Origin of the sequence: Desulfosarcina sp. (assembly GCF_041551955.1) — a bacterium.
Taxonomy (GTDB): domain Bacteria; phylum Desulfobacterota; class Desulfobacteria; order Desulfobacterales; family Desulfosarcinaceae; genus Desulfosarcina.
This window is the reverse complement of sequence record NZ_JBFELV010000051.1, coordinates 1-18,543: the sequence shown is the minus strand read 5'-3', so window position 1 is coordinate 18,543 and position 18,543 is coordinate 1. Positions and strand designations below refer to the sequence as shown.

The 18,543-nt window shown below is 60.1% G+C and carries 17 protein-coding genes; all 17 read right to left on the bottom strand.

The features are described 5' to 3' along the window. Positions 1–98: 98 nt before the first annotated feature. Positions 99–1,799, bottom strand: a complete 1,701-nt coding sequence (locus ABYV26_RS06300) for an FAD-dependent oxidoreductase (RefSeq protein ID WP_372679227.1) — start codon at positions 1,797–1,799, stop codon at positions 99–101. A gap of 188 nt (positions 1,800–1,987) precedes the next feature. Next, a complete protein-coding gene (locus ABYV26_RS06295; protein WP_372679225.1) occupies positions 1,988–4,456 on the bottom strand; it encodes a heavy metal translocating P-type ATPase in 2,469 nt (822 codons plus the stop codon). A gap of 45 nt (positions 4,457–4,501) precedes the next feature. Then, positions 4,502–5,020: a cytochrome c gene (locus ABYV26_RS06290; protein ID WP_372679223.1), complete on the bottom strand. Its 519-nt coding sequence runs from the start codon at positions 5,018–5,020 to the stop codon at positions 4,502–4,504. Further along, the gene (locus tag ABYV26_RS06285; protein ID WP_372679221.1) at positions 5,021–5,257 is read right to left on the bottom strand and encodes a hypothetical protein; all 237 of its coding nucleotides are present in this window, start codon (positions 5,255–5,257) and stop codon (positions 5,021–5,023) included. Then, positions 5,254–5,529 (bottom strand): cbb3-type cytochrome c oxidase N-terminal domain-containing protein, encoded by a 276-nt coding sequence (locus ABYV26_RS06280; RefSeq protein ID WP_372679219.1) that lies wholly within the window; start codon positions 5,527–5,529, stop codon positions 5,254–5,256. The genes ABYV26_RS06285 and ABYV26_RS06280 overlap by 4 nt, the downstream gene beginning before the upstream one ends. A gap of 29 nt (positions 5,530–5,558) precedes the next feature. Further along, positions 5,559–5,819: a hypothetical protein gene (locus tag ABYV26_RS06275; protein WP_372679217.1), complete on the bottom strand. Its 261-nt coding sequence runs from the start codon at positions 5,817–5,819 to the stop codon at positions 5,559–5,561. A gap of 16 nt (positions 5,820–5,835) precedes the next feature. Further along, positions 5,836–6,768, bottom strand: coding sequence for a cbb3-type cytochrome c oxidase subunit II (locus ABYV26_RS06270; RefSeq protein ID WP_372679215.1), 933 nt, complete (start codon positions 6,766–6,768; stop codon positions 5,836–5,838). Continuing rightward, positions 6,765–8,144 (bottom strand): cbb3-type cytochrome c oxidase subunit I, encoded by a 1,380-nt coding sequence (locus ABYV26_RS06265; RefSeq protein WP_372679213.1) that lies wholly within the window; start codon positions 8,142–8,144, stop codon positions 6,765–6,767. Before ABYV26_RS06265 ends, ABYV26_RS06270 begins: the two co-directional genes overlap by 4 nt. A gap of 26 nt (positions 8,145–8,170) precedes the next feature. Further along, positions 8,171–8,800 carry a cytochrome c3 family protein gene (locus ABYV26_RS06260; protein ID WP_372679211.1) on the bottom strand — a complete coding sequence of 210 codons (630 nt, stop codon included), beginning with the start codon at positions 8,798–8,800 and terminating at the stop codon, positions 8,171–8,173. A 143-nt stretch (positions 8,801–8,943) separates the two neighbouring features. Continuing rightward, complete coding sequence (locus ABYV26_RS06255; RefSeq protein ID WP_372679210.1) at positions 8,944–10,149, bottom strand: hypothetical protein; 1,206 nt, start codon at positions 10,147–10,149, stop codon at positions 8,944–8,946. A gap of 29 nt (positions 10,150–10,178) precedes the next feature. Continuing rightward, the gene (locus tag ABYV26_RS06250; RefSeq protein WP_372679208.1) at positions 10,179–10,691 is read right to left on the bottom strand and encodes a DUF3341 domain-containing protein; all 513 of its coding nucleotides are present in this window, start codon (positions 10,689–10,691) and stop codon (positions 10,179–10,181) included. After that, a complete protein-coding gene (gene nrfD, locus ABYV26_RS06245; protein ID WP_372679206.1) occupies positions 10,681–12,000 on the bottom strand; it encodes an NrfD/PsrC family molybdoenzyme membrane anchor subunit in 1,320 nt (439 codons plus the stop codon). The genes ABYV26_RS06250 and nrfD overlap by 11 nt, the downstream gene beginning before the upstream one ends. Before the next feature lie 38 nt (positions 12,001–12,038). Continuing rightward, a complete protein-coding gene (locus tag ABYV26_RS06240; RefSeq protein WP_372679204.1) occupies positions 12,039–15,026 on the bottom strand; it encodes a 4Fe-4S dicluster domain-containing protein in 2,988 nt (995 codons plus the stop codon). A 356-nt stretch (positions 15,027–15,382) separates the two neighbouring features. Then, complete coding sequence (locus ABYV26_RS06235; protein WP_372679202.1) at positions 15,383–16,417, bottom strand: hypothetical protein; 1,035 nt, start codon at positions 16,415–16,417, stop codon at positions 15,383–15,385. Continuing rightward, on the bottom strand, positions 16,414–17,121 hold the full coding sequence (locus ABYV26_RS06230) for an ATP-binding cassette domain-containing protein (protein WP_372679201.1): 708 nt from the start codon (positions 17,119–17,121) through the stop codon (positions 16,414–16,416). The genes ABYV26_RS06235 and ABYV26_RS06230 overlap by 4 nt, the downstream gene beginning before the upstream one ends. Further along, positions 17,112–18,269: a hypothetical protein gene (locus tag ABYV26_RS06225; protein ID WP_372679199.1), complete on the bottom strand. Its 1,158-nt coding sequence runs from the start codon at positions 18,267–18,269 to the stop codon at positions 17,112–17,114. Before ABYV26_RS06225 ends, ABYV26_RS06230 begins: the two co-directional genes overlap by 10 nt. Further along, the coding region (locus ABYV26_RS06220; protein ID WP_372679197.1) for a hypothetical protein at positions 18,266–18,543 on the bottom strand (278 nt) is incomplete at its 5' end. The genes ABYV26_RS06220 and ABYV26_RS06225, both read right to left, overlap by 4 nt.

The window sequence follows — 18,543 nt, the reverse complement described above, 5'->3', positions numbered from 1 at the left end:
GGGAGACGCAAAAGTATATCCAACGGGTTCTCAAGGGGGTTTCGGCCTGACAAGGGTCTTCCGGGATCAGCGGGTATCGGTCACTCCCGGTGAAGCGGCTACAAATCCAGACCCCACTTTCTTAGGGTCACCATGCCGCCCTGTACGCTGACCGGATCGGTCAATCCCATGTCCCTCAGGTTAAGCTGGGCTTCGTAGGAGCGTACACCGGTATTGCAGACCAGGATCAGATCTTTGTCTGCAGGGATTTCCCCAATGCGTCGGCGCAGTTCATCCTGAGGGATGTTGATCCAGCGTTCAGGATATTTTTTGGCATAGGCGTCACCATCCTGCCGGGCGCGGCAGTCGAGGACCAACAGGTTGCCGTTCCCGGTGACCCATTTTTCGGCGAAGCCGTCTGCGTCGATGGGTTGAAATCGGCCGTCCAGCATATTTTCAGCGGCATTGGCAAGGGCGTTGAGCACGTCCATGGCCGATGAAAACGGCGGTGAATAGGCCAGCTCCAGGTTGCTGAGCCGATCGATGGTGGGACGGTCTTCCAGGATTGCGGCCACCATGTTGATGCGCCCAACCACGGCGTCCCCTTCCTCCCCAAAACCTTGTATCCCGAGAATGCGTCGGGATTTTCGCTCCACGACCAATTCCAGGTGCACCATGGCCTTGTCCGGGTAAAAGTGGGCGCGGTCCAGCTGGGCCACCTGGACGCTGACCGCATCGAATCCGGCCCTGCGGGCGCTTTCCAGGCTCAATCCGGTTCCGGCCAGCGCCGCTTCGAAGGTCTTGATCACAAAAGAGCCGACAGCGCCCTTGAACACGGCGCTCCCTCCGGCAAGGTTGGTGCCGATCACCCGGCCCTGGCGATTGGCCATGGAACCCAAGGGATAGTAACCCGGCTGGCCGGTCACCAGATTGCGGATCTCCGCACAATCCCCACCGGAGTAAATCGCCGGGTCGGAGGTTCGCATGTGCTCGTCCACCACAATGGCGCCGGTTGGGCCGATTCGCAGCCCGGCTGCCCGGGCCAGTTCCACATTCGGGGCGGCTCCGATGGCGATGATAACCAGGTCCGCCTCCAAACGGCGTCGGTTGGTCACCACGGCCTCGACGGTGTCGGTGCCTTCGATGGACTGGACCTCTTCGTCGAGGAAAAAGCGCACGCCGTGTTTTTCCATTTGCCGCTGGGCCATGCGGGCGAACTGGGGCCCCACGAACCCGGGCATGATCTGACTGAAATATTCCACGACCGTGGTATCCACTTCCCACATGTCGGCCAGGGCTTCGGCCATTTCAAGCCCGATAAAGCCGCCGCCGACGATAACGGCTCGCTCCACCTGGCCGTTGGTGACCAGCTCCTTGATCGCCTGAGCGTCGTTCAGGTTGGCGGAGGTATGAACCATGGGCAGATCGGCGCCGGGGATCATCAAGCGCCGGGGGCGGCTTCCGGTTCCCAGCACCAGCTGGTCATAGGTCAGGGTGTCGGTGGTGCCGTCCAGTCGGCGGATATGAAGCTGTTTGTTCTCCCGGTCGATGCGCTCCGCGCGGGTCTGGGTGAGCACCTCGATGTCCTTGCAATCCCGAAAGAAAGCCTCGTCGCGCAGCATGTGGAAACTCGTTTTGCGCAGATCGTTGACATCGCTGACATCGCCAGAGACATAAAAGGGGATCCCGCACCCGCCGTAGGATACAAATCGGTCCTGATCGATGATGGTGACACGGGAGCGCGGCTCCAGACGCTTAAAACGGCAGGCCGCCTTGGATCCGAGGGCAACGCCGCCAACGATGATGATGTTCTGGGCCATGTTGAACCTCACGTTTAACCGGTTTTCAATGATCTATTCAGACCATGGTTGTTTTTTGTTCGGTGTGGCGATGTTGCGCGGGAGAACCTCCCGGCGCACCGCTGGGTACCGTATCGAGATAACGTGCACAAGAGATAATAAATGGTCTCTTTTTTTTTGTTTGTCAAGGCTCGCTGGCATCAGACGCATCAATCTCGTCGGACCAGCCGCAGGGTGTTGCCGATGACGGTCAGGCTGGAGAGCAACATGGCCGTCGCGGCCACCAGAGGCGTCAGCAGTCCGTTCATGGCGATGGGAATGCTGACCAGGTTGTAGATCCAGGCGCACCAGAGGTTCTGTGAAACCTTGCGGTTGACCTGCCGGGACAGGGGAAAAAAATCCAGTAGTTGGGCGGGGTCACCGCGCATGAGGGTGATGTGGGCCGCCTCCCTGGCCAATCCCTGCCCTGAATGAACGGCCACGGCGAGGTGGGATCGGGCCATGGCTGCGGCATCGTTGATGCCGTCGCCCACCATGGCCACTCGCCTTCCCTGATCCGTCAACCTGTCGATGTAGTCCGCCTTGTCTGACGGCAACAGACCGCCACTGGCTAGTTTCAGGCCGATGGTCCGGGCCACCTCCCGGGTAGCTGCGTCTCCGTCCCCGGAAACGAGGTGGATCTCTCGGGAGGTTCGTCTCAGTGCGTCTACCATCGATGCTACTGTCGGCCGGATGGTATCGCCGAAGATCAGGGTCGCCGCCGGTCGGGCGTCGACGCTGAGGAAGACGCGGGAGGTCAGTGTCTCTGTAGATTGTTTGCGCCCATCGCCGGCCGGCGGTCCCTCGTCCCAGGCGAACCCTCGGCTGCCGATGCGCACGATTTTATCATCCAGCCGTCCCTGCACCCCATCCGGGTGAACGATGATGTCCGTTGCCGCGGCCGGTGTGATTGCCTGAACGCGGGCATAGGTGTCGATGGCCCGGGCAATTTCGTGATCCGACGACTGCTCTAACCCGGCGGCCCAGGCGGCGATGGTCGCCGGATGGTATCCCGGTTGGCATTCGATATGACCCAGACGCCAGCGGCCGTGGGTCAGTGTGCCGGTTTTATCGAAAACAACGCTGTCGATGGCATCGGCCCGTTCGAAGGATTCGATTTCCCGAACCAGAATGCCCCGGCGGGCGGCCAGGGAAATACCGGCCAGGCGTGCCATGGGAATGGCCACACCCAGGGCACAGGGGCATGAAATGACCATCACGGTCACCGCCCGCACCACGGCTTGGTTGACGGGCAAGCCGGCCATGATGAAGAACAGCCCCGTCCCCCCGGCAAGTGCGGCGATCAGGGGGACGAACCATCTGAGCAGTCGATCCGTGCGGCTTTCGAAAGCGCTTTTCTGTTCCAGGCTGCGGGTCATGATGGCGATCATCTGGCCCAACACCGTATCATGGCCCACCTTTTCCACGCTTGCGGTCACCCGGCCGTCGATCACCCGGGCACCGCTTTTAATGAGATCACCGTTTCTTACCCCTATCGGTCTGGGTTCCCCGGTCAGTGAGGATTCGTCGAGCGTGGCGGCGCCGGATTCCACGCGACCGTCTGCCGGCACGATCTCATCCGACGCCACGGCAAAGCGGTCTCCCACTGCCAACTGCCCGATGGCCACATACCGTCCCGTGGGCGAGGCATCGGTGATCAGGCGTACCTTGGTAGGTTGCAGGGCGAAGAAACTGTCCAGATCCTGGCGGACACGGCTTTTGGCTTGCTGCTCCAGAAGCTTTCCCAACAAGACCAGGGTGATGAGCATGCAGGCCGTGTCGAAGTATAAATGGATGCTGCCGTCCAGCCAGTTATACAGGCTGTAAATGAAGGCACATCCGGCAGCCATTCCCACCAGGGTTTCCATGCCAGGTGCGCGATGGATCAGGCCGAACCAGGCTTTGCGCATCATTGGGCCGCCGCCATAGACCACCACCACCGCCGCCATTGCCACGATGGGCAGGGAGATTTTGAATACGGCGTCGCTGGTCAGGTGGGTGAAAAAGCCGGCGTATAGGGCCCAGGAGAGCATCATCACGTTGGCCGACAGCAGGCCGGTGATGGTCAGCCGGACCCACTCCCTGCGCTGGGTCTGCTGCCCGGCGGTTCCGGCATCGCTATCTTGGATGCCATAGCCCAGACGCGTGACGGATGCACGGATCTGATCGGGTGCCACCCTGTCCGGACGATAGTGGCAGCGCATGCGGTCCGTGGAAAAATGACAGGACGCCTCCTCGACGCCGGCCAGTCGGTTCACCGTCTTCTCGATCACCCAGGCGCAGGCCGCACACCACATGCCGTCGACGATCAGGTCCAACGCCAGGGTGTCTGATGAATCCGACGTCGCTTTCACACCCTCGATCGGCGCTGCCGCGGCGTGGGTCTCCTGTTTTTCACGTTGGGCGATGCGCCGCAGGTCCTCCTCGCCGGCAGGAATCACCCCGGCGGCCACACACTGCCGATACAGATCGGTCTGTTTGAAACGTGCCGGATCATCTATCCCGGCCGATTCCAACAGCATGCTGTGGACCATCCGGCAGCCCTGGCAGCAGAAGCGCAGTGGTTGATCCTTATCGGAATGGGTTACGGCGCCACGGTGCAGCGACAGGCCGCAGAGATGGCAGGTGGATTCACTCATGGATATAGACCGGCGAATCGGAGGGGAAACTGACAAAAATGCCAATCAGTTGCGCAGGCCCAGGCTCTTGACGAAGGCGATGGCCTGCCAGCGTTCGTCCACCGTCATGGTGGTGGCCAGGGCCGGCTGGCGTCCGTTGGGGATGCCGTAGCTGATCTCCTTGAACAGCATGCCCGCGGCCATGGATTGGATCTTAGCCGTGCGAAGGTCGCCGGGGGGCGGGGCAAAGCTCTGGCCCACGGTACCGTAACCGTCAAATTTCTGGCCGTGGCACTGTATGCAATAGCGTTGGTAGGCGGTTTTGCCCGAGGCGATGGCAGCCGGTTCCGTTAGCGCAAAGGGCGGCGTGACCGTCTCTGCAGCCGCGGCACGATAAAGCGCCTCTCCGCCGGTAACGGGCACACTGCCGGCCGCCATGACCGGAATGGGCTTCTCGTAGGGCTTGATGGCCGGTGTTTGCCACATGCGTCCGACTGAGAGGTTGTAATCATAAAGCGTAATTACACCAACGGCGATGAGAGCAACGGTGGACACGATCAGGCCGACGGCTAAAATTCGTTTCATTTACTCTCCCTTTGCGCCGCGCACATGCTGGGGAAAAGGCAGGCTTGGATAGTTGGCATATGCCGACTCGCCGGGCACATCCTTGGCGGGGCGGTAATCCCAATCGGGTTGTCCCAGATCGCCGATGACAAAGTAGGACAATCCGCCTTTGAACAAGATGAAGGCGACCATCATCAGGACAATCAACCACGCCTTGAAGGCGCTGTGGCTGTGTTCGGTTTCAGCGTCGGTGCTCATATCTTGACTCCCAATACACCGTAAAAGATGATGTACAATACACCCCATAAAACAGTCCCGCCAATGATCAGAACCAGGACCAGCGGAAACGGGGCGTTGCGCTCCTCTATCCCACCCACATAAGTGGTGTGGACCTGTTGCATGTGCACATCTTCATCTTCATGGCGAAAATGGGTGCGCGCCAGGCCGATAGCGAAGATGAGTACGCCCAACAGAGCCGGCAACAGATACAGAACGAAGTGCTGAATATTGCGCAGTTCGAAAAAGTGCATGATCGTCTACCCCTTTCGATGGACCGGCATTAATCGACCCGCAGCAGGGCGAAAATAACCACCGCAAAACTGCTGCACAACCCCACACACGCTAAACCGAACAGGGTGTAAAACTCAATTCGGCTGATCCGGGTTGTCCTGGCGCTTTCCTGTTGCGGGGCATCGAACAGCGGCAGAAAGCGTGCGCGCTGCTGATCCCGAAATTGATCGTTGCGCATCGCCCAGGCGAAGACCAGCAGTGCGATGAACAGGCCGGCCAGCATATAACTGATGAAATAAGGGTAATACATAGATTCTGACCAATTCCTACGGCTCGTTGGCCGCATCGATGCCTCTTGGCTCGGTGTTGGCGTCGCTGTCGTTGATAAAGTATTCGGCGACGTAATTGCCGACTTCCCAGATTTTCTGAGATTCGAGTTCATGCTTGAAATAAGGCATGGCCGTGCCGGTGATGCCGTTCATCAGCTGATAGTAAATAATGCCGCCGGAAATCTCGCGTCCTTTTAAAATCGTGAAATTCAATGGCGGCGGATAGATCCACGGCTGGGCCGGTCCCATGCCGTCGCCCACCGGACCGTGGCAGCCGATGCAAAATTGCTGATAGACCACATGGCCGCGCTGCAGGCCGGCGTCGCTGGTTGGATAGGGATTGGGCAGGTCGCGCCAGCCCTGGGGGACGATCTCCGCCAGCCAGCGGGCATTGGCATCCGGCCCAGCCTCATAGGCCTTGATGGACTCTGCTTTCCAATAGCGCTGCCGCTCCATACGCTTGTCGGCGCCCTTCAACCCCAGGCTCTGCACGTAACGCGTCAGGATATCGATGCGTTCTTCACCCAGCCACCTGAAGGGCGGCATGATCGAATTCGGTCGGGTATAGCGCGGGTTGACGAAATGAGCGACGTGCCAGTCATCCGGGTGCTCGCCGCCTTCCTGGGACAGGTCGACACCCGTGCGTGCGGACCCCAGTTGGATCGGACTGTCGCCGACGTAGTCACCGGATTGGGCGATACGATGGGCACCATGGCCCCAGTCAAAGGCGCGTATCGACTGGCTGTGGCAATAGACGCAGCCGTTTTGAAGGTAAATCTTGAATCCGGCTTTTTCGACGTCCGTGCGATCACGGTAGATTTCCGAGGGTGTCATGTCCGCGGTGGAATAGGGCCAGGCGACCATCAACAATACAATCACGGTTAATATAACCAGGGCGCCACCGATCACCACTGTGGGAGTCATTTTCATTCTGTTGCCGCTCCGGGATTGAAAAAAAGCGTTCGAACGATATTGTACAATCCGAGATACGCGCCAGCGAGGATAAACAGTCCTGCCGATGCGCGAATCACATAGTAAAGATGGATCTCGGGCAATACCCGATAGATGGTCTCGCCGTTGATCCAGGCATTGCCTTGAATCAGGCCGACAATGGTCAGATCGATGATCATCACGGAGACCCCGATGAGGATCAACCAGTACTGCAGATCGGCCAGATAACGGCTGTAAAGCGGTTTCTTGGTAATTTTGGGCAGAATAAAATAGAGCCCCCCCAGGGCGGTGATGCCTGCAAAGGCAAACACGCCGAGGTGGGCATGCCCCACCACCCAGTTGTTGAAATGGGTGATCCGCTGAACCTGGGGCAGGGCCATGAAGCTGCCCTGGATATTGGCGAAAAAGTACATGATGGTGCCGGTGAAGACAAACTTGGCGCCGATGTCGGCATGAATGTCGCCCAATTTGCCTTTGACCGTAAACCAGATGTTGATCAAAAAGACCATTACCGGAATGACCATACCCACACTGTCGACAATGGAGATGGCTTTCAGCCATGTGGGAACGGGAACCTGCAGCAGATGATGGGTCCCCACATGGGTGTAGACCACGATCAGCGACCAGAAACCGATCAGGGAGAGGGTGTGGCTGTATAGCGGACTGCGCGTGGCCAGTGGCAGCACGTAATAGGCCACCCCCAGGGCCAGGGGCGTCAGCAGAAGGCCAAAAATGTTGTGGCCATAAAACCAGAGCAGAATCGCGTCCGGAATGCCCAGCAGGGCGCCGCTGTCCGGTTTCCAGATCACGTTGCCCAGGCAGTATCCCACGGCCGTCAATATCACCGCGGCGCAGGCATACCAGATGGACACGTACAGGATCGGTTCCTGGCGCCGGTGCACGGTCATGAACAGGTTAAAAATGACCAACCCGAACAGACCGGCGATCATCATGTCCACCGCCCAGGGAAGCTCGGCATATTCACGGCCCTGGCTGTAGCCCATACTTAGGGTAACCACGGCGACGATCAGGGTCAGATTCCATAAAATGGCCGTGACGACACCCAACCGCTGGCTGTACAAGTCGGTCCGCAGCAGCCGGGGCGTGTAATACAGGGCCGCGGCCAGCAGACCGGGGGTGACGAAACCGAACAACACCAGGTTGACATGGATCGGTCTGGAGCGGCCGAATTGGATAAATTCGATATTGGCCATGAAGTCCGGTGCGATCAGATAGCCGGCCGCGATCATGCCGAAGCTGGTGGCAAAGGCAAACCACACCGCTGACGTCAAGGTAAACGCTTTTGCAGCCGCCTGGCTGCCGAGTTGTTCAGTGATGGTGACGGTGGATGCCATTGGATTCCTCATTCATACTTGGTGCTTTAACTGTGGCAGGACAGCCAGCAATCCAGGTTGACCTTTTTCTCGCGGTGGCATTGGATACAAAAGCCCATATAGAACCGTTTGCCCTGCAGGCGGTCCATCTGCTGGACCTGCCCGTGACAGCTTTCACAAGCGATTTCTTTTCTGATATGGCGCTGGTGATTGAACAGCACATGTTCAGATAATTGGTATACTTTTACCCATGGCGTGGGTGTGTTGGTGTTATAGTAGTTATGCTCTTTAAGGATCTGCGGGTGGTTGGCGATGATGTAGTTGTGGCAGTGCAGACATTTTTCCACCGGCGGCAGGCCCGGGTTTATCGAGCGACCCACATAGGAGTGGCAATAGTAACAATCGATGGCCTTGACTCCCGCGTGCAATTGATGGCTGAACGGGATAGGCTGCTCCGGACGGATCCGGCTTCCCGGTGTGGCATAGAACAGAAAAAGAAATCCCAGCACCAAGAATACAGACACGCCGATCAGGAGCAGCGGCCACCGGTTGGTCCACATGCGCCAAAATGTTTCGCCGAAAGCTGTAAAAAAGCGCATGGGGCGGCCACGGGTGCCGATAAGAATGGCGATCACCGCAAGGGTCAGCAGAGCAAAGGAGGTAATCAGGATTTCCATAATTAGGGCTCGGTCGTCTGGGTGTTAAGGCTGAAGGCAGAAGACAGGGGGGCCTGCCGGATCCGCCGCATGCTCAGGCGCGCCATTTTTTCGGAGTTAACTGTCATTTAAATGATTCCTTCATGATCTAACCTAATTTAAAATCAGTCGGTCAGCTGTTCCTGTCGTGAGACCAGAAGTTCTGGAAATTGTTTGAAATAGCCGGTGACGGCGGCGGCCATTAGACCGAAAAAGCCAACGGCCACGGCGGCTTCCACCCAGCCCAGGGGAATGTGTTGGGCATGGTGATGGAAGGAGGGGCCCAGGAGCAGGTAATGCTCCAGCCAGATGCCGGTCATGACCGCCAGGCAAATCACCGTCATGGCCCTGGGCATGGTTTTGATCCGGCGGTTGAGCAGGATCAGAAACGGGGCCAGGAAGCAGCCGATGAAAACGGTCCAGGCCAGCACGTTCCAGGGGGCGGCCATGGTGCGTTCGATGACATAGGCGGTCTCTTCGGGGATGTTGCCGTACCAGATTACCACGAACTGAGCATAGAAAAAATCGGCCCACACCAAGCAGAACGCGAAAAAGAGCTTGCCGATATCGTGAAACTGGTTTTCCTCGACATGATAGCCGTTTCTGCTGCTCAGGTGTAAAAGGGAACTCAGGACGATCAGGGCCCCGAAGCCGATGAAGACAGCTTTGACAAACGTGTAGGCGCCAAAGAGGGTCGAATACCAGTGCGGGTCCGTGGCCATCACCAGGTCGTAACCCACCAGGGAGAGAACCAGGGCGAAGGCCAGCAGGTAGAGGATGCCGAAGACGGTCATGCGACCGGCCAGGCGCTTTTCATCCGGCGGATGTTGATCCCAGCGTGCCAGCAGCCAGCGGCCGAATGGTCCCGAGGCGCCCCGGTCTTTCAGGGTGAAGTAGAGCCGATGGTACAAAAAGGCCAGGCCGAAGCCATACAGCAGGCACAGCCCGAAAAGATCCCGGCCGAACATGAAGGGCACGTTGAGCCAGACCTCCTTGCCGTGAAGGTCCTCGTGGAGCCAAGGAAAGATGTGCTGCTGGCCGAGAAACAGGATGACGAACAGGACCAGGGAGACCGGGAAGAAGGCGGCGAAAGATTCGGCCACATCCGTCAGGGGTCCGCTCCAGCGGGCTTTTACCGTGTGCATGAGGGCCGAGAAGAGCACGGCGCCCTGGGCGATAGCCGAGAAAAACAGGAAGTTCAGCAGGTAGGCCTGCCAGGCCCGGGCCGGGTTGCCCACAGCGGCGACGGTGATGAAAATCAGGAACCCGATGGCGATCAGGCCGTAAAAGATCTTCATCAACGGCAGTGGATTGTCCTGGTTCGTTGACATGCTCACCTTTCCATCATCTCTTAACGCCTCTAAACATCATTGGTTTTAATTTCGGCACCGTTTGTCTCGAACAAGCGGGTCAGTTCATCCCGTTCGTCGGCACTGCAACGGGCCAGCACCCCGAAGCAATCCCCGGAAAAGCGCTCATCGTAGAGAGCCGGGGTTTCAAAACGCGGCAGCCGCGCCTGGGAGATCAGGCCCAGGACATTGCCGAAAACGGCGAATAAAACGGTGAATTCGAATCCAACAATAAAAAAGGGCACCAGTGCCACCACCGGCTTGCCGCCGACGATCAATGACCAGCGGGCGGCGGTGAAGGCCGCCAGGAAAAATCCGGTGAAAAACCCGATGATGCCCCCGGCCAGGGTAAACCAGCCCACTTTACTCTTGGGGGGTTCAAGGGCGTGTTCGATGACATGGCTGGGAATGGGGCTGTGGACCTGCTCGATGGTCCAGGGCGTTTCACGCAACTGGTCGATGGCCGACGCGGCGCGTCGTTCGCTGGAAAAAATCCCCATGATGGAAATCGTGTCAGCCGGCATGGGATTCTCCTTCATGCAGGGTTTCTTTCATCTCGGTCATGGATACCGACGGCATGTGCTTGACAAAGAGCACGAAGAGGAAAAAGAAGAGGCAGAAGGCACCGATCATGATGCCGAATTCGACCAGGCTCGGCGCATAGAGCCCCCAGGCGTGGGGCAGAAAATCGTGGGCCACCGAGCCGATGATGATCACAAAGCGTTCGTACCACATGCCCACGTTGACGATCAGGGAGATGATAAAAAGAAAGCGGATGTTCGTGCGCACCTTCTTGAAGAGAAGCAGCAGCGGGATGATGGTGTTGCAAGTGACCATGATCCAGTACTCTAGTGCGTAGTCGCCGAAGGCCCGCCAGCGGAAGGATTCCACCTCTACCGGGTTGTGGCTGTACCAGGCGATGAAAATCTCGGTGGCGTAGGCAAAACCTACGATAAGGCCGGTGAAAACGATGGTTTTGGCGACACTTTCCAACACGCGCGTGGTGATGATTGCCTCGTATTTGAAGATGATGCGCAGGGGGATCATCAGCGTAAGCACCATGGCCAGTCCCGAATGGATGGCCCCGGCCACGAAATAGGGGGCGAAGATGGTGGTATGCCATCCGGGGATGACACTCAGGGCGAAATCCCAGGAGACCACGCTGTGCACCGAGATGACCAGGGGAGTGGCCAGGGCGGCGAAAAAGAGGTAGCCGCGGGTGTAGTGGCGCCAGATTTCGAATTCACCCGTCCAGCCCAGGGAGAGCACCTTGAAGATCCTATGCCGTAGACCATGGGTCCGGTCGCGGATCGTGGCCAGGTCCGGCAGCATACCGGTGTACCAGAACAGGCTGCTGACCGTCAGGTAGGTGGAAATGGCCACCACATCGAACATCAACGGCGACTGGAAATTGGGCCACAGGGTGCGTTGATTGGGTACCGGCAGCATGTAGTAGACCATCCAGACTCGTCCCAGGTGGATGAAGGGGAAAAGGCCGGCGGTGCACACGGCGAAGACGGTCATGGTCTCGGCCGCCCGGGCGATCGGGTTGCGCCACCCCGCCCGGAACAGGTGCAGGATGGCCGAAATCAGCGTGCCCGAATGGGCGATTCCCACCCAGAAAACAAAGTTGATCAGGTAGGTTCCCCAAAACACCGGGTTGTTCTGGCCGCCGACACCGATGCCCACGAGGATCTGGTAGGTCCAGCATCCCGCACCCAGAAGGATCCCGGCAAAGAGCAGGGCCACGAGCACCCAGTAGCTGCGTTGGGGCGGTGTCAGGGTATCCAGGACCGTGTTGTCAATGGACTTGTAGGTTAGTGTCTGCTCCATCGATGCCTTTTATCCTATTCCGGATGAATGGGAATCATTTAAACGGTTTGAGTCACTTTTTTAAGGTAAATTACCGCCGGTTTGGTGTTCAAGTAGCCCAGCACCTGATAGGCCCGCGGATCCTTGATCAGTTGGCTCACCCGGCTGGCCGGATCCATCAGGCTGCCGAAGGTCAGGGCTCCGGTGGGACAGGTCTGGGCGCAGGCAGGTGTCACCTCGCCGTCGCGGATGGGGCGATTTTCGTTCTTGGCCACGTTGTGGGCATCCTTGATGCGCTGGATGCAAAATGAGCACTTCTCCATCACCCCCTTGCTGCGAACGGTGACGTTGGGGTTGAGCTGCATTGGCAGCGGCTCGGGTCGCTCCCAGTCGAACCAGTTGAAGCGCCGCACCTTGTAGGGGCAATTTTGGCCGCAGAAACGGGTGCCGATGCAGCGGTTGTAGATCTGGTTGTTGAGCCCCTCTTTGGAGTGGTGGGGGGCATAGACCGGGCACACCGCTTCGCATGGGGCGTTGTCGCAGTGCTGGCACATCATGGGCAGAAAGGTGATCCGGGCCATGTTGGCCGGGTCATGGTAGCGCTGGATCTGCAGCCAGGCCATTTCACGGCCTTCCACGATTCTCTTCTCACCGACCATGCCGATGTTGTTTTCCGCGTAGCAGGCCCCCACGCAGGCGCTGCAGCCGATGCAGCGGTCCATGTCCACGATCATGGCCCAGCGGTAGCCGTCGTGTTCGTGGGGAGGGTAGAGATCCCGCTTGGGGTCGTAGCCTTGGGGCATCGGCGGGGTCAGCGGGAAGTTGTCCATGGTCAGTCCGGGTTTCTCGTGGCTGTCCCGGTGGCCGATTTGGTCGATGGCCACGGTGGGGGCGATTTTACGGCCCAGAGCCACGCGGTGGCCTGAGGTCGTAGCCAGCGCCATGTTTCGGCCGGTTTTCTCCAGGCTGACTATCGGTGTGGCGAACGGCGGTGCTCCGGCGTCGGCGTCGACCGGTGGATCCAGCGTGGCCAGTGGGTTGACGCCCTGGCCGCTGCCCCAGCGACCGAATACGCTGTGGCCCTGCCCGGCAGGTACCACGACGGTTCCCGGGAAGACTCCCGCATGGGCTTTAACTGGTGCCTGAATTTCGCCGCTTTGGGTTTTCAGGACGACGATATCGCCGTCCTGCATGCCGTCGGCGGTCATGTTGGCTGGATTGATCAGGGCCGTGGTTTGCCAGGGAATCTGGGTCAGGGTGTCTGGGGTTTCGATCAACCAGGGACGGTTGGCGCCCCGGCCGTCGAAAAAGCGGATCGAGGGCGGCGCCAGGAGCACATAAGCATCCGTTGGTTCCGGCAGGGTTGCCAAGTAGGTTTTCAGGGTCGCCGCAGCTCTCAGGTTTGCCTTGGGGCCACCGCTCGTGGCGCGGTCGTCGGCGAACCGTCCGCCTTTCTGGATCGTCTTCAGCCAGGTAGTGGCGGTTTGACGCTCCTCGCCGGACAGCACGGTTCGGGTCACCAGGGACTGGTAGTCGGACGCCGGCCGCTTGTCAGGCGGCAGCAGATTGAGCAGCAGGTCCCCCAATGCCGGCGCCTGGGTGATCTTTCCCATGGTGGGCTGCAGGGTGGCCAACGTGGACGTATTGCTTTCATAGGCGTCCCAGGTTTCCAGGGCCACCTGAACCGGCACGACCAGATCGGCGGTGGCGGCGGTCTCATCCATGAAATTGGAAAAGGCCACCACGAAGCGTTTTTTGTGGCCGAGGATCTTGGCGATGCGGCTGCCGCCGGGTATGGAGAAGACCGGATTGACGTTGTTGAGCAAGACCAGTTCCACGGATTTTTTATCCATGGCATCGAATGCGTCCAGGACGGCGGACCGACGGTCGGCGATCTCAACCCGGTGGCGGTTGTTGAAGTCAAACAGGGACAATTCGGGGTCCAGGGCCAGGTTGAGAAAAAGAGCGGCCAGTTCCGCGGCAACTGAATGGCCGCCGGCACCGCCGGCGCCCATGCCCAGAATCAGGGGCCGTTTAGCCGCCAGCAGCCGGCGGGCGACAACGACCTGGTCTTCAACGCCGACACCCGAGATGCGGGCCACTGCTTCGGGGGTGTAGGAATCGGTTACGGCCGCCAGGGCATCGCGCAGATTGCGGTTCACCTTCCGGCCGTTCTCGTCGCTGGTCACCGTGCGGATCAGTCCCATGATCACTGCGGCCTCGGTGCCCGGCCGGCAACCGATCCAGCGGTCGGCATTGGCGCCGGTCAGGGACTGGAATGGGCTGACCTGGACGAATACGCCTTTGCTGCCCTTGCTATACATGTGCATGGCCTTGAACTTGCGGGCGTACTCCACCGGTGATAGCCAGGTCTCCAGAAAGTCGGCGCCGAACCCAACCAGCACATCGGCCTGGTCCATGTGCAAGGCCGGCAGGGCGGGGCTGCCAAACATCTGTTGGTGGGCAAATTTGAGGGCCTCATAGGCCAGTGGCTCGAAGATCACCGGCGGTGCGGCGTCAAAATGCTGCAACACCGCTGCAAACAGTTCCAGCTGGGTCTGGCCGATGACCTCGGTGATCATGGCGATACGGCCGGTCCCGCGATTGGAAGCCGCCACAGCCTTTTGCCGGATCAATGTCTCGGCTTTATCGAAGGTGATCTCCTGCCACCCATTCTCCGTTTTCAGCTGGGGCACCCACAGCCGATCAGGGTTGTAGAGCCCCTGCAGGGCCGCCTGGCCCCGGATGCAGAGGGTTCCCCGGTTGACTGGGTGCAGGTGGTTTCCTTCCAGTTTGATCACCCGGCCCTCACGGTTTTTGGCCAGCACGCCGCAGCCTGCCGGACATTCCCGGCATGTGGACGCATACCAGGTTTCCTTGCCGGTGACCATGTCTTCCGTGGCCCGGACCATGGTGAACAGGTTGTCTTCGGATTTGGCTGAACAGCCGGCGGCGACGGCGACGCTGCCCATGGATGCAATCTTGAGAAATGTTCTGCGATTCATGCGTGATGCCCGTTCGTGCCAGGTTTCCCATGCCGATGACATGGGTGGATCGGCTCCTATACCCATCCTGCTGCCGATGGGTGGTGGATTTTCAGAGAAAGTAACAATTTACCGCAAGTGCTGCGGTCATGCTGCTGGTGAACGTCGGGGTAAAATGGTTTGAAGCGAAACTATGGCCACGATAGCAAAAGGCTGTTGGGGTGTCAATCGCCTAAAGTGAGAGGCAGGGGCTATCGGTAGACGATCGGTATGCAGGGGAAAAGCCACTTGTCAAGGATTGAGGGATGCAAGGAATTGGGTGGGTGTGGGGAAAAAAGTGCCCAGATTTTCGTCGTTGCACATGATTGGCGGGTCGGACCAGTTCTCATCGGATGTCTTTCGATGCTACCGGTTGCGGATCAGAGGGAACCGTCCAGCCAGGTGCCGGTGCGCAGGCGCCAGGCGACGGCCGGGCCTGCGGTCAGAATCGTGAAAACCATCACGCTTATCGCGATTCGCCGGGCGGATTGCCGAATGCGTATGCCGGCCGGGTCGGCCAGGACCGGGTACCGGCAGCGCACACGGGTGGCAAGCCAGAGGGCGATGCCCTCCATCAGGACGATGGCCATTCCACCAAAAATGATGAACCCGGCACCATGGTAATCAGGCAGAAAAAGGCACCAGGGGCAGGGGTGGGAGAGGACCTGGTAGTAGTAGGCGGACCATACCTGTTTTACGGCAACCATTGATGCGATACACCAAAGGATTGCGATGATGGTTACTGAGGCGCCTGGCGTGCGATCCGGGGATCGAATCGCTGACACCGCCAGGGCCAGCAGTACTGCACTGCCCGCCAGGCTGAACACGAGGCAGACCGGCACGAACGATTGGAAGGCCGTGGATTTGGATGCACCGACCAGCACCTGATCGTAAACTGCCGCGCAGCAACTGACCGGGGGGACGTTCTCAACCCGCATCAGGGCCTGCCAGGAGAAGAGGACCGCTAACCCAAAAAAAGGGGCGGCGCTGATCATCAGCCGTGCTCCGACCTGGGTCAATACCCCCTGGGGGTGGTGTCCGTCCAGGCCGTCCAGCACCCGCCAGCCATAGAGGATGAGCAGGGCGAGACCCCAGAAAATCATGGCCCGACTGCCGTCGGTTCCCATGGCCTGCAGGACACCGGTTCCGCACATGGCCCCGGGAACCATCCGGTGCCAGACCCCGGCAAGGCCCACAAGACCTAGCAAGGCGGCAGCTGTCAGGCAGCCTAAAGCCCACCGTCCCAGCAGCACGGCCGTTTCAGCAAGACGCTCCCGCCGCAGCTGATCGATGTCCGCACGCGCCGGGGTCCAGTTGAGCATTACGTCCACTGCCTGAACGACCGCCGTTGCGTAAAGCAGTCCCCCGGTTGCCGCCGCCACCCAAAACGCCCAGACGAGGGGATGCCAGATCATGGCGATTCCCGTATTGCGGAGTTCTCGGTCAATGTCTTTGAGCTCAGGTGATACTGCCGGTCGATTTCATCGGATGACCGCAGCCGTGGGTCGTGGGAGCAGACGACGACCACCGCCCCTTCACGGGCGGATTGGCGAAGCCGGGTGCGTATTTGCGCGGTGTGGTAATCATCCTGGAAGGCTGTCGGCTCGTCGGCCAGGATGAAGCGGGGGCGCGCCACCAGTGCCCGGGCGATGGCCAGGCGCTGGCGCTGCCCGCCGGACAGCGTGCTTGTCGGGGTGTCGGCCAGCGTCGACAGGTCTGCGTCAGCCAGCTGCAGGAGAATTTCCTTCTGCATGCGGGACCAGGCGATCCGTTTGGGGATCATGGGCAAGAGGAGGTTTTCCGCCACGGTGAGGTGCGGTATCAAGGCGAGGTGCTGAAACACGATGCCTACCTGCTGTCTCCAAGGGTCGCGGTGACGGGATGGCCAGCGGGAGACCGGCAGGCCGTCGGCCCACACCTCGCCGGCCGTGGGACGCAATAGGCCGGCCAGCAGATGCAGCAAGGTGCTCTTCCCGCTGCCGGTATCTCCGGTAACCAGGCTGACCGTACCCGGAGAAAAGCCTGCATCCACCGATTCCAGCAAGAGGGGTTCTTCGATGTGGCTTCCGGGCCACCTGAAATTCAGCCGGCAGCAGACCAGCCCCGCAGTCAGTTCCATGGATCCGCCTGCAGCATCGTCCAGGGGGAATGGGCTGCCGACTGAATGCTGGTGAGAAAGACGGCCGCCAGGAAGGGCAATCCCACCAGCGCAGCGATCTCTATCATAGTAATGGCGGCTCCGCTGCGCGCAAGGGTCAATGCCGCCAGGCGTTGGCCTCCCGTGATCCAAAAAGCGGTGACACCGGCAGCGGGGGGATAGAAAACGGCAGCGTAAGCACAGGCAAGGCCCAGCATCACAGCCGGGATCCCCACGATCATCGACCGGTAGATTTGAAGTCGCACAATGTCCGCGGTGGTCCATCCCAGAGATTTGAGCAGCCCCCAATGGGCCCGCTGGCCGTTGTTGTCCAGGACCGTTCCCGTGATAATCAACAACAGGGCCAGCAGGGCCGGGATGCCGGTGACCACCGCGATGCCACCCGATCGAACGGCCCGCGTGTGATGGCGAACAGCGCTATCTGTGCGGCCGGAGATATGCACGGGCCAGGGGAAGGCGGAGGCGAGATCAGCCTGGATGGCCTGCTCTTCTTCGTGCCGGAACAGATAGACGGCCAGGTCGCTGGCTTGGCCCTGCGGTAGCCCCAGCAGGTGACGCGCATCATCCGGCGTCATCCATACCAGGTCGTGAGTGGCCAGACCGGTGTCGACCGGGAAGATATCCACAACGTTAACGGCCATCGATTGGCGGCTGCTTAGGTTCAATCGGCTGTCCGACAAAGCGCGGGCTACACCCTGGCCCACCACGGCTTGGCCGGCCGTCGGTGGCTTCACTCCAGTGAGTACGGTTTCGGGGACCACGGCGATCGAGGCCACCACCGTAACGGGGCCCTCGGGGCCCGGCACCACACCCCACAGACGGGGGGTCGGGTCGAGCACACCGGGGATGCGTTTCGCACAGGCCACTGCCTCGTCGGCTGGTATGGGCGCCCATCCGCCGCCGGCGATGCGCCGGACCACCAGGTCCGGGGCACGGTCCATGAGGTGCGCCCAGGTCGCATCCAGCGCCTGGCTGAACAGCAGGGCCGTGGCGATCAGGAAAACCAGGCTGGCCAGACAGGCGAACAGGAGCACGGACCGACCGGCCTGACGCTGGACCTCCCGAGCGGCCCAGATGGCCATAGTCGGAAATCGGGGTCCCGGCATCATTGGGCGGTCACCAAGCCGGCGGCGTGCCGCAAATCAACGCCTGGATGCACCGTCTCCGGGTGGCGCATGGGGCTGCCGGCGGTCCACAGTGCCGGTGCGGACAGGGTCATTGCCTTCATCCATGCGCCGGCGCCATCGTTCGTGTGGGGGCCCCGCAGCAATTGGTCGGCCGCTACGGCGAGCAGAAGCAGCAGGCTGGCGGCGGCGGCGATCATCAACAGGCGCCGGGCGCCCTGGCACGGTGTCGGCTGCCGGTGGTTTTTTTCTTCTGGCG

Excerpts from the sequence above, each read along its gene's own strand:
- ABYV26_RS06280 (WP_372679219.1), bottom strand. The coding sequence starts at position 5,529 with ATGCACTTTTTCGAACTGCGCAATATTCAGCACTTCGTTCTGTATCTG.
- ABYV26_RS06285 (WP_372679221.1), bottom strand. The coding sequence starts at position 5,257 with ATGAGCACCGACGCTGAAACCGAACACAGCCACAGCGCCTTCAAGGCG.
- ABYV26_RS06265 (WP_372679213.1), bottom strand. The coding sequence starts at position 8,144 with ATGGCATCCACCGTCACCATCACTGAACAACTCGGCAGCCAGGCGGCT.
- ABYV26_RS06290 (WP_372679223.1), bottom strand. The coding sequence starts at position 5,020 with ATGAAACGAATTTTAGCCGTCGGCCTGATCGTGTCCACCGTTGCTCTC.
- ABYV26_RS06275 (WP_372679217.1), bottom strand. The coding sequence starts at position 5,819 with ATGTATTACCCTTATTTCATCAGTTATATGCTGGCCGGCCTGTTCATC.
- ABYV26_RS06260 (WP_372679211.1), bottom strand. The coding sequence starts at position 8,800 with ATGGAAATCCTGATTACCTCCTTTGCTCTGCTGACCCTTGCGGTGATC.
- ABYV26_RS06240 (WP_372679204.1), bottom strand. The coding sequence starts at position 15,026 with ATGTCATCGGCATGGGAAACCTGGCACGAACGGGCATCACGCATGAAT.
- ABYV26_RS06295 (WP_372679225.1), bottom strand. The coding sequence starts at position 4,456 with ATGAGTGAATCCACCTGCCATCTCTGCGGCCTGTCGCTGCACCGTGGC.
- ABYV26_RS06225 (WP_372679199.1), bottom strand. The coding sequence starts at position 18,269 with ATGATGCCGGGACCCCGATTTCCGACTATGGCCATCTGGGCCGCTCGG.
- ABYV26_RS06270 (WP_372679215.1), bottom strand. The coding sequence starts at position 6,768 with ATGAAAATGACTCCCACAGTGGTGATCGGTGGCGCCCTGGTTATATTA.
- ABYV26_RS06230 (WP_372679201.1), bottom strand. The coding sequence starts at position 17,121 with ATGGAACTGACTGCGGGGCTGGTCTGCTGCCGGCTGAATTTCAGGTGG.
- ABYV26_RS06300 (WP_372679227.1), bottom strand. The coding sequence starts at position 1,799 with ATGGCCCAGAACATCATCATCGTTGGCGGCGTTGCCCTCGGATCCAAG.
- nrfD (WP_372679206.1), bottom strand. The coding sequence starts at position 12,000 with ATGGAGCAGACACTAACCTACAAGTCCATTGACAACACGGTCCTGGAT.
- ABYV26_RS06255 (WP_372679210.1), bottom strand. The coding sequence starts at position 10,149 with ATGTCAACGAACCAGGACAATCCACTGCCGTTGATGAAGATCTTTTAC.
- ABYV26_RS06250 (WP_372679208.1), bottom strand. The coding sequence starts at position 10,691 with ATGCCGGCTGACACGATTTCCATCATGGGGATTTTTTCCAGCGAACGA.
- ABYV26_RS06235 (WP_372679202.1), bottom strand. The coding sequence starts at position 16,417 with ATGATCTGGCATCCCCTCGTCTGGGCGTTTTGGGTGGCGGCGGCAACC.